The organism is Mesorhizobium sp. M1169 (genome assembly GCF_040318345.1).
In the GTDB taxonomy this organism is placed as follows: domain Bacteria; phylum Pseudomonadota; class Alphaproteobacteria; order Rhizobiales; family Rhizobiaceae; genus Mesorhizobium.
In genome coordinates this window covers 1-9,229 of the sequence record NZ_JAMYME010000084.1, presented here as the reverse complement: position 1 = coordinate 9,229, position 9,229 = coordinate 1, and the positions used below count along the sequence as shown (strand labels likewise).

Sequence of the window (9,229 nt, the reverse complement as noted above, 5' to 3'; positions counted from 1 at the left end):
CAGGACACGACAGCCAACACCGCCGCGCCGGGCCAGGTGAAAAAGACCGACGAAGGTTGCTGATTGGCACATCGGCTCAGGTTGGAATCACCAGCGTGTGGCTGGCTGATCTCCCCCGACCACCGCCTGAACTCAACTCGGCTGGCGAGCAAGTTCCCGCCAGCCGAGCATCAGTTCAGGAACCTTTGCGCTTGCTTGTGCTTTCAGTGGGGCACGCGTGGTTTCTTTTGCTTTCGGTCAGATAGATATCCGTCTGCTCGCGCATCTTGCCTGAAGGGAGCTGCGGTCGCGCTCAGAGGAGAGCCGCGCTGTATTGCCGATAGCGCTAGAGCGATTCGAAGCCCTACGGCAACCGGCAGTTGGACTGACACCAAGTTGGCTCCGAGAGCGTTGGGAACAGCCTTGCACGGCACGTTGCTCAGCTTGGACTGCCCTCGTTCTCTTTGTTGCCCTGCTGGCCATATTCGTTCTGGGGTACTCCTGATTGCTGCATCAGGATCAAACTTGGGTGCACGAGGTTGTGAGCCTAGAGAGCTGCAGAGCCTACTTGGATCTTGAGCACCGTGGGGTTGAATGCAAGCTCCCGTGGTGCAAGTGACTGCTAGGCTTTCGTGGTTTTTGGTGTCCTCTTCGGTTTAGATGCCGCGGCCGACGTCACAGCAAGTGCGGCCTTCAGGCGCTGCTCCCGAAGCCGCGGTCTTTGCGTCTCGTGCCGCACGCTCAATGTCGGTCAATCCTCGTGCAGCATCCGAGGTGCGCTCGTCTCTGGCTTGTCTTTCTTTCTCGGTAGGCAAATTCCTACACTCCGATGTGCCAGCACAGTCGGCTGTCGGCACCCAACCACGGTCGCCATATCGTATTCCAACAGAAAAAACCCGCCTCGACTGCCGCTGAGCGCGCGCATCCCCGCCTCTGGAACGCTTCAAATACTTTGCCGTTGTTAAAGGCACCTGCAGGAGCCAGGCATGAGAGTATTCCAACGAATTTTGCCGCTCGCCGTGTTCGCCTTGCAGCTTTTTGCCGTGCAGTCATTTGCTCAGACCGAGCAGCAAGATCTGCCGGGGCAAGGCGCATCATCGACAACCGAAGATGCCCAGGATGTCGGCGTCGACGTTTCGCTTGGCAGGCACGAAGTGAAACAGCAGATCGCAAGGGAGCTTGGAATCTCCGAGGTGGAAGTGCCTCTGGCAGTTCATGTGCCTATCGAGCTCGCCAAGCGGGTCTGCGAGAAAGAGGTATTCGACGCACGCGCCAATGTAAACCGAAGCTGCACCGCGACGAAATACATCCCGGAAATTGCCGAAGCAGCACGAAATCGTCCGCAAACCTCTGCCGTTCCGGAGCAATAGGCGAAGACGAATACTATGGGATACAGAAGGGGTGCTTGGCTACTCTGGTCGATCGACAAAGCGCCCCCCGAAAGTGTGGAGCTTGCGCGTAAGTTTTCAGGCAGCGTCGATACCGCTTGGCTTCCCCAGAGGATGAATCAGTTTGGGGCCGTATGCTTCGACAAAAGGCGCACACCAGATTGCGAAGGCAACCTTCGACCAGTAGAGGCGGACACTGCTTGTTAGCAGCATCTTGATGATCGCCAGACTGACGAGCTTCTCTGGTCAGCATAGTAGCTTTTTGAGACTCCCCGCCCTTTTAGGTATACTTTCCCCTGACTGTCGACAATTGTTAGGGCGTCCTCAGCTGTGAGCGACCATCGCCCTTCCGCCCCGATCGGGAGACAGCGCAGATGGAAACCTCGTTCAAGAACGAACTGTTGCGGCGCCTGAGCGCACCGGATCTGACGTTGCTGCAGCCTCACCTCGAAGCCCGTCACTTGGGACTGAGGACGCACCTGGAGCAGACCTCGGTCCCGATTGACACCGTCGATTTCTTCGAGAGCGGTCTCGGGTTAATGGTGGCGAAGCTTCGGGCTGAGGTCGAGGCCGAGGTTGGCCTTATTGGCTTTGACGGTATGACCGGGGCAGCCCTGGTCATGGGTGAGGACCGGTCCCCACACGATTGCTTTGTTCAATTGAAGGCTGAAGCTATTGCTATAGACGCGCGTTGGCGGATCGTTCTTATGGGCAGCCCGAGGCGGAATACATCCGACTGATCGGGACGCCCCCGTTGCTCATGATGTCACCCGTGCTGCCCTCTCTCCCGTCGCTGACCACATTCGGGAGGTGGCGATTGGCACCTGTCAGGACGTTCTGGCAAGGGTTGTCCAACGGTATGAAACCGCAGTGTCGATCCAGGACAGGATCGTTGAACATTGCAAGGAGGTCGGATTAACACCGCAAGCAGATGAAGCTTTTTTGCAGGCCTTGTGGTTGTCGCTGGCGAAGGCCAGGACGGCCTTGGAGCGTGAGGTCCCCCCGGCACCGCTGCACCTGGCCGGCCGCTCTAGTCCTGGACAATTGCCGACCTCGTCGCTGGTCAGCATGCCAGAATGTCGATGGCGGAAGCCATGAGGACCCCGATTGAATGTTCTCATTCGTTTGTGATCGGGGGTGCAAGTCAATCCGGCTCCAGCGCATGTTGGCCTCAGGAACAAACCGCCGTCGCATCCGTTCAGCATCGCGAAGGACGACACGGCTGTCCACGGCCTTTCCGGTACTGCAAAGGAGACATGACATGCTCGGTCCGCAGAGGGGTTTTCGAAGACCATCTGAGGCTTCGCGCCGCTGGCGACATCGAGGAGGATCTTAGGTGCAACTATGCTGTGGACGTGGTCCTCTTGACCTCGAATTCGAATTTAGAGGCCATGATGCCGTCCGCCTGTCGTCCAAACGCCTGCGCGAGCAGCTGCCTCAAGGTGAGTTCAACTACATCGGAAAACAGGTCCGCGGCCCCTATACACTGCTGATCTGGTCGGCAACTTCGTCCAGGTTCGACGCCATTGGGGGCCCGAGAAGAGATCGGGAACCTTGATCAGGTGCGGGCAAAGGTCCGTTGCGAAAAATGCGGCCGCAAGGACTCGATGACAGCGGAAACCCTTCAGGCAGACGATCCTCATTCCGGAACTTCCGCAATGGAGCGCAGCCGAGATGCTCAAGCCGCTGCTGGCGCGGCGGACTGAAATCAGCGGTCAACCCGACCGTCGCTCGCTGTTGGCTGCCGGTGTGCCGTCGCCGAAGGAACAACAAGAGACTGGTCCAGTTAGAGCCATGCATGCGTCGATAGAAATGAAAGAGGAGATGACAATGGCGACGAAAAAAAGCTCTCAGGGCAGCTCCAAGGGCTTGGAAGACCTTTTCTATGATGGTCTGAAAGACATCTACTACGCCGAACGCAAGATTCTGACGGCGCTCCGGAAAATGGCAAAGGGCGCGGAGTCCGAAGAGTTGAAGGCGGCGTTCGAAAAACATCGTGACGAGACGGAAGGTCAGATCGAGCGTCTGCAGCAAGTTTTCGACGCCTTTGGCAAGAGAGCCCAAGGGAAAACGTGCCCGGCGATCGACGGCATCATCGAAGAAGGACAGGAGATTTTGGAGGAATTCGAGGAGGCTCCGGCATTGGACGCGGGTCTCGTGGCTGCAGCCCAGTCCGTCGAACATTATGAAATAGCGCGCTACGGGACTCTTGTCACATGGGCCGGGTTACTTGGTCTGAAAGACGCCGTCCCGCTACTCGAACAGACGCTCAAGGAAGAAAAAGCAACCGATGAGGCGCTCACCCGACTGGGCGAAACAGGCGTCAACGAACGGGCGATGCAACAGGCCGCATAACTTCGGATCGAATCGACGCGACCGCGGCCCCGGCGGACGGATAGGAGCCTGGTTGTATCCAGGCACATATACGCCGCAGCCGCCGCGCCGTCGACGTGGTGGTGGCCGACCGGTTCCGACTACGCGATCGGAACTGACAATGGGCAATTGCCGCGTACGATTGCTTGCGCCCACCTTGGGTGACGGGATGGTTGTATGAACGAGAATACCGCTCGTCGGCCCACGGCAGATCCTTCGTGGTTCGACAGCTTTTTCATGGCTGGTTTCGAGTGTTCCTCCCATCGGCGCGCCGACGGGGCTCGTCTTGATCTGATCCGCGCGACCTCACATGACATTCATGCAAGCGGCGACTACCGCCGTTGTGTCGAGCTTGGGCTTCGCTCGATCCGCGACGGTTTGCGCTGGCACCTGATTGAAACAGCACCCGGAGTGTTCGACTGGTCGAGTTGGACGTCGGCGATCGAAGCAGCCCAGGCGGCCGAGGTGCAGATTGTCTGGGATATCTTCCACTATGGCTCGCCAGACCACATCGACCAAGGTGGCCCGGGCTTTATCGACGCCTACGTCCGTTTCGCTGCGGAAGCTGTTCGGGTTCATCGCTCCGTTACTGGCGTGGCTCCCCTGGTGTGCCCGATCAACGAGATTTCGTTCTTTGCATGGGCGGTGGAGGTCGGCTATTTCCCGCGCGTCGGGCCAAACAGGCGTGGATGGTTCAAACGACACCTTATCAAAGCTGCGGTCGCCGGCGTGAGAGCCATGCGGGAGGCCGAACCCGGATGCAGGTTCATCTGGGCTGAACCGCTGATCCATATTGCTCCTCGTGACCGTACTCGCCCCGAGCGGCGGCGCGCCGAAAATGCTCGTCAGGGGCAGTTCGAGGCGTATGACATGCTGATCGGTCGCGTGGAGCCGGAGTTGGGCGGCAGTGAGGACGTTGTCGACGTCATTGGCCTCAATTTCTATCCGCACAACCAGTGGTACTTGAATGGCCCGACGATACCGATGGGGCACCACGAATACCGTGCACTTTCGGAAATGCTGGTCGAGGTCGCTGAGCGATACAGGAAGCCGATGTTCATCGCGGAGACCGGCGCCGAAGGTTCAGGCCGGCCAGCCTGGCTTCACTACGTTTGCGACGAAGTGCGCTATGCTATGAGCCTCGGTGCACCTGTTCAGGGTATATGCCTGTACCCGGTGATGGCCTACCCAGGTTGGGACAATTCGCGCCACGCCGAAGTCGGCTTGTTCTCCACCATTCACTCGGACGGTTCGCGCACTGTTCGCAAGCCACTTGCGGACGAGTTGGAGCGCCAGCGCCAATTGTTCGTGGCCTTTGGAAAACAACAAGAAAGCGCGCCATAGCCTCGCTGATCGGAACAGCGCGCGCGTTTCAGCTGCATCAACAGCACAAGTAAAACTGTTCGCCGAGAGGGATCCTTGGCCTCTTTCGCCGTGGGTCGGCCGAACGCCGGTCAGCCCGGCGCATCATTCACTCGGCCGCTTCGCGCTGCGTCGGCGTGACGAGCATCCCGTTGCCGGCAAGGCGCGCCTGAATGCGTCCGAACGTAGCCAATGCCTGGCCAACGACCTGATCCATATTATAATAGCGATATGTTGCCAGGCGTCCGACGAACCAGACCTCCGGGCAGGCCGCGGCCAAGGCTTCATAGCGCTTGTACAACGCTTCGTTTTCGGCCCGCGGCACCGGGTAATAAGGATCTCCGATGTCCGTCGGGTATTCGTAGGTGAGGCTGGTCTTCGGACACTGTTGACCGGTCAGATGCTTGTACTCGGTGATCCGTGTGTATTTTTCCGTCTGCGGATAGTTGACGACGGCCACCGGCTGAAACTGCTCACAATCAAGCGTCATGTGCTCAAAGCGCAGCGAGCGGTAGGGCAAGTGACCAAGCTTCCAGTCGAAATATTCGTCGATTGGCCCGGTGTAGATCATCCGCTGAAAGGGAATCTTGTCGCGAATTTCGCGATAGTCGGTCTGCAGCATGATCTTGATCTTGGGGTTATCCAGCATGCGCTGGAACATGCGCGTATACCCGCCTGCCGGCATGTTCTGGAAGCTGTCGCCAAAATAGCGATCGTCCCGATCGGTCCGGGTCGGGACTCGCGCTGTCACCGATTTGCTCAACTGGGAAGGGTCGACACCCCACTGCTTCCTCGTGTAGCCGCGAAAGAACTTCTCGTAGAGCTCTCTGCCTATAGTGCTCACCACGACGTCTTCGGCGGTGCGGATTTCTTCCACCATTTCGCGCCGGCAAGCGAAGAAGTCTTGCAACTGCTCGGATGTCAACTCAAGGCCGTAGAGACGGTTTATTGTGTCGAGATTGACCGGTATCGGCAGCAGCTTTCCGTCGACGAGCGACAGCACCCGATGTTCGTAAGGCCGCCATTCCGTGAATTGCGACAGATAGTCGACGATCGATTGGGCGTTGGTGTGAAAGATGTGAGGCCCGTAACGGTGAATTAGTATTCCCGCCTCGTCGTAGCAGTCATAGGCATTGCCGCCGACGTGATTTCGTCGGTCTATGATCAGGACGCTTTCCTGCCGTTGCGATGCGATACGCTCGGCCAGCACACTGCCGGCGAAACCGGCCCCTACGATCAACCAGTCGAACACGCTCACGCCCTCCTCAGGAATGGGACGACGCTCTTCATCGCATGGGCGCGCTCGATGTGGGCAGCCATCGCGCTCCAGGTCTTCTCCCAGGACATGTCGGCGAGGTAGGCGTCGGCCTTCTTCACCAGGAAATCGCGGGGGTGGGCCAGGATCGAGCGAAGCTTGGCCTCGATGTCCTCCGCCTCGACAATCTCGACAAGGCCTTCGACGCCGTAGGTACGCACAACGTCGACGATCGCCGTGGACAACACCGGCAGTCCTGCCGCAAGAAACTCGGGAGTCTTGGTCGGGCTGATGTAGCGGGTCGCTTCGTTGAGCGCGAACGGCATCCAGCCGGCACTCCAATGCCTGAGATAGTTCGGCAGGTCTGCATAGGACTTGCCGCCCAGCCAATGCAGGTTGCCTGCCGTGGGAAGGCTCGCCCGATCGATCTTGACGACAGGGCCGAGCATGACAAAATGCACGTCTGGCATTGCCGCAGCCGCATGCGCGATAAGTTCAAGGTCGAGCCGTTCGTCGATGACCCCGAAGTACCCCACCCTCGGGTGAGGTATGTCGGCCTGATCGAATGGGTCTTCACCTGGCGCCCTAGCCTGATGGAAATGGGTAACGTCGATGCTGCTCGGGAAGGGAAAGATCGCCCGATGCAAGCTGCGCTTGGCCTCGTAGAGGCTCTGCCCGCCCGTGAAGACGACATCGGCACGTTGCAACAGCGCCTTTTCCAACTGCGTCAACTCTGCGGGAGCGTCTTTGAACGCGGAGAGTTCATCCATGCAGTCGTAGACGCAGACGTCACAGGCGAGATGATCGCTGAAGCGTAGCGCCATGGGCGTGTAATACCAGGTCGTCAATCGGTCATGCGGCGTGGAGGCGAGGATCTGATCGACGAACCTGCGCTGGATTGCGTCCGCCCTGGTCGCGGAAGTACCAACTGGGATCAGCGGGGTCACTATTCTGATCTTGGGGGTAATATTGTGCACCCGCATCGAAGGGTGGCGCCTCTCATCGAAGATCGGCTCTTCGAAGTAAATTAGCTGTTGCTGTTTTGACGCCAGGGTCAGAATGTGTTGTGGTCTCTGATATACGAAGTTCCATCGGAGGTGTGAAAAGCAAATTAAAATAGACGGTTGTACAGGGTTTTTTGGTGTTTTGGCCCGGCCCGCCGCCATTTCCATGTAGATTATCCTTCGATATAGTTACAAAATGCCTCGACTAACAAAAGTCAATCGAGGCAGCTTTGACATGAAGTTCGCAGCCTTCTATATAACTTCCATCCCGATAAGTTGTTCCATAGCTCCAAACTGTCTCGGGCGAGACCAGCCGTCCGCTCCACTTGCGACGGCTCGACAGAGAAGGGGCGAGCCGGCCGCCCCCATTCGATCCACATGATGAAGCCCCTCGCGTCAGGTCGGGCTCCCCAAATGTGGCCCTTTGCCACAGAGCGGTTCAAATCCTTCAATCGTTCAACAACCGTTCATCAGCGGAGCTATAAATACGCTTGGAATCGATTCATCTGAGTCGCGCCGGTGGTTCATTTGAATGGAGACCGAGACGAATCGAGGGATGGCTGGCGAATGAAGATCGACTTTGAAACCAACGTCTTTCCATTGTTTCACCCGCAGGTTGTGGATGATCTGAAGGACCCTTGTCCGGTGTTCGACGGCACGCTCTGGCACGTCTTCGGCTCCAGCGGCACCGTCACAACAGAGAGCTGGAAAATCCTCCACGCCACAGCGCCGGATCTTTATGGACCCTGGACAGAGCACGAGGCGATCGTTTTGCCGGTAACCGGATCTGGCATTGCGGCGCCCGGCGTCATTCATGAGTGCGGCGTCTTCCACATGTTTATCCAGACCGAATTCATGAAGTCCGGCGGACGTTGCGAGCACGCGGTGTCCAATGACGGCTTTCATTGGGTGGTGCTCAATCCGGCGATATTGTCGCTGCCCGACACCGATGAGGACGGCATCTACGATCCCCACCCCGCAATCGTCGGAGGCAAGCGCTATATCGTCTATTCAGGCATGCCCAAATTCACCAGGGTGCCCCAGCCTGATGTCTATCTGGCGCGCAGCCAATCCGATTCCTGGTTCGGGCCATGGAAACGTCTCGGCAAGATACTCGATCATCTCGACGTGCCACATCACAATGCGCGCGAGCACCCCGATTACGAATGGGGGATCGAAGGCGCGCAGCTCGTCGAGCTGCCGGACGGTCGTGTGCTTCTCAACGCCACCTGCTTCCTCCCCGAAGGTCCGCGCGGCAGCCGGCAGCGCGTCTTCTTCGCCATCGCCGATGACGTCAAGGGTCCCTACGTTTCCGTTGGCCCCGTTCTCGACCCTGGTGAGCCCGGCGAGAATGGCCATTCGACGGTGATGATCGACGGCCGGCAACTGACCTTGTTCTACCAGAGCAGGCGTGAGGCTACGAACCATCGCTGGCGGTTCGGGTTGGCTAAGTGTGACCTGGATCGGCATATACTTTCTAGAGTTGCCTAGATGGTAAGTTCCGGCATTTGCCGGAACGGAGGATGCTCTGGCTGTTGGTTGGTGGGACGGATCCCTTTGTACTGGTGATTGAGGGTAGCAGGGGATTCGCGGCCAGTGGGCAAAGCTTGCGACGAGGGATCTATACACGTCAGGCAAGCCGGTCGCCTCATATACGACGTTGCCAGCTGCAAGCCTGGCAATGACCTGTGATTGAGCGCAGCAACACGGCCAGTCGATTCACGCGGTTTTGATCCTGAGCAGGATGTCCTGATCGTAATTTCCAAAGCCCTTGCCAAAAATGTTGATCCCGCCGGGGCGCTCGGCGTCGTCTTTGACGCCGATACGGACGCGGATTGAATGATGGCTCTTCAGATCGAGTGCGGCGA

General features: G+C 58.2%; 7 protein-coding genes and 1 pseudogene. 5 read left to right on the top strand and 3 right to left on the bottom strand.

Annotated features, from left to right (window positions below):
* Positions 1–965 precede the first annotated feature (965 nt).
* The 4 genes from NKH41_RS33460 (at position 966) to NKH41_RS33445 (ending at position 5,084) form a co-directional block, all read left to right on the top strand.
* Positions 966–1,349, top strand: a complete 384-nt coding sequence (locus NKH41_RS33460) for a hypothetical protein (RefSeq protein ID WP_156937370.1) — start codon at positions 966–968, stop codon at positions 1,347–1,349.
* Between the two features lie 392 nt (positions 1,350–1,741).
* Entirely contained in the window at positions 1,742–2,107 is a 366-nt protein-coding gene (locus tag NKH41_RS33455; RefSeq protein ID WP_023677855.1) for a hypothetical protein, read from the top strand.
* Positions 2,108–3,197: 1,090 nt separating this feature from the next.
* Positions 3,198–3,722, top strand: coding sequence for a YciE/YciF ferroxidase family protein (locus NKH41_RS33450; protein ID WP_023677856.1), 525 nt, complete (start codon positions 3,198–3,200; stop codon positions 3,720–3,722).
* Between the two features lie 195 nt (positions 3,723–3,917).
* Positions 3,918–5,084 (top strand): glycoside hydrolase family 1 protein, encoded by a 1,167-nt coding sequence (locus NKH41_RS33445; RefSeq protein ID WP_352935884.1) that lies wholly within the window; start codon positions 3,918–3,920, stop codon positions 5,082–5,084.
* A gap of 127 nt (positions 5,085–5,211) precedes the next feature.
* On the opposite strand, the gene glf is transcribed toward NKH41_RS33445, so the two are convergent.
* Together glf and NKH41_RS33435 are read right to left on the bottom strand one after the other, a co-directional pair.
* Complete coding sequence (glf, locus tag NKH41_RS33440; protein WP_352935881.1) at positions 5,212–6,354, bottom strand: UDP-galactopyranose mutase; 1,143 nt, start codon at positions 6,352–6,354, stop codon at positions 5,212–5,214.
* A gap of 2 nt (positions 6,355–6,356) precedes the next feature.
* The gene (locus NKH41_RS33435) at positions 6,357–7,529 is read right to left on the bottom strand and encodes a glycosyltransferase family protein (protein ID WP_352467856.1); all 1,173 of its coding nucleotides are present in this window, start codon (positions 7,527–7,529) and stop codon (positions 6,357–6,359) included.
* 399 nt (positions 7,530–7,928) lie between these two features.
* Here NKH41_RS33435 and NKH41_RS33430 point away from each other — a divergent pair, with 399 nt between their 5' ends.
* Complete coding sequence (locus tag NKH41_RS33430; RefSeq protein WP_352473704.1) at positions 7,929–8,852, top strand: glycoside hydrolase family protein; 924 nt, start codon at positions 7,929–7,931, stop codon at positions 8,850–8,852.
* Between the two features lie 228 nt (positions 8,853–9,080).
* Here the strand turns inward: NKH41_RS33430 and NKH41_RS33425 are convergent.
* Positions 9,081–9,229, bottom strand: a pseudogene (locus tag NKH41_RS33425) (transcriptional regulator); the annotation flags it as partial.

What these genes read in the sequence shown, in the direction of transcription:
- NKH41_RS33460 (WP_156937370.1), top strand. Translation starts at nt 966, where the DNA reads ATGAGAGTATTCCAACGAATTTTGCCGCTCGCCGTGTTCGCCTTGCAG.
- NKH41_RS33455 (WP_023677855.1), top strand. Translation starts at nt 1,742, where the DNA reads ATGGAAACCTCGTTCAAGAACGAACTGTTGCGGCGCCTGAGCGCACCG.
- NKH41_RS33450 (WP_023677856.1), top strand. Translation starts at nt 3,198, where the DNA reads ATGGCGACGAAAAAAAGCTCTCAGGGCAGCTCCAAGGGCTTGGAAGAC.
- NKH41_RS33445 (WP_352935884.1), top strand. Translation starts at nt 3,918, where the DNA reads ATGAACGAGAATACCGCTCGTCGGCCCACGGCAGATCCTTCGTGGTTC.
- NKH41_RS33435 (WP_352467856.1), bottom strand. Translation starts at nt 7,529, where the DNA reads ATGGAAATGGCGGCGGGCCGGGCCAAAACACCAAAAAACCCTGTACAA.
- NKH41_RS33430 (WP_352473704.1), top strand. Translation starts at nt 7,929, where the DNA reads ATGAAGATCGACTTTGAAACCAACGTCTTTCCATTGTTTCACCCGCAG.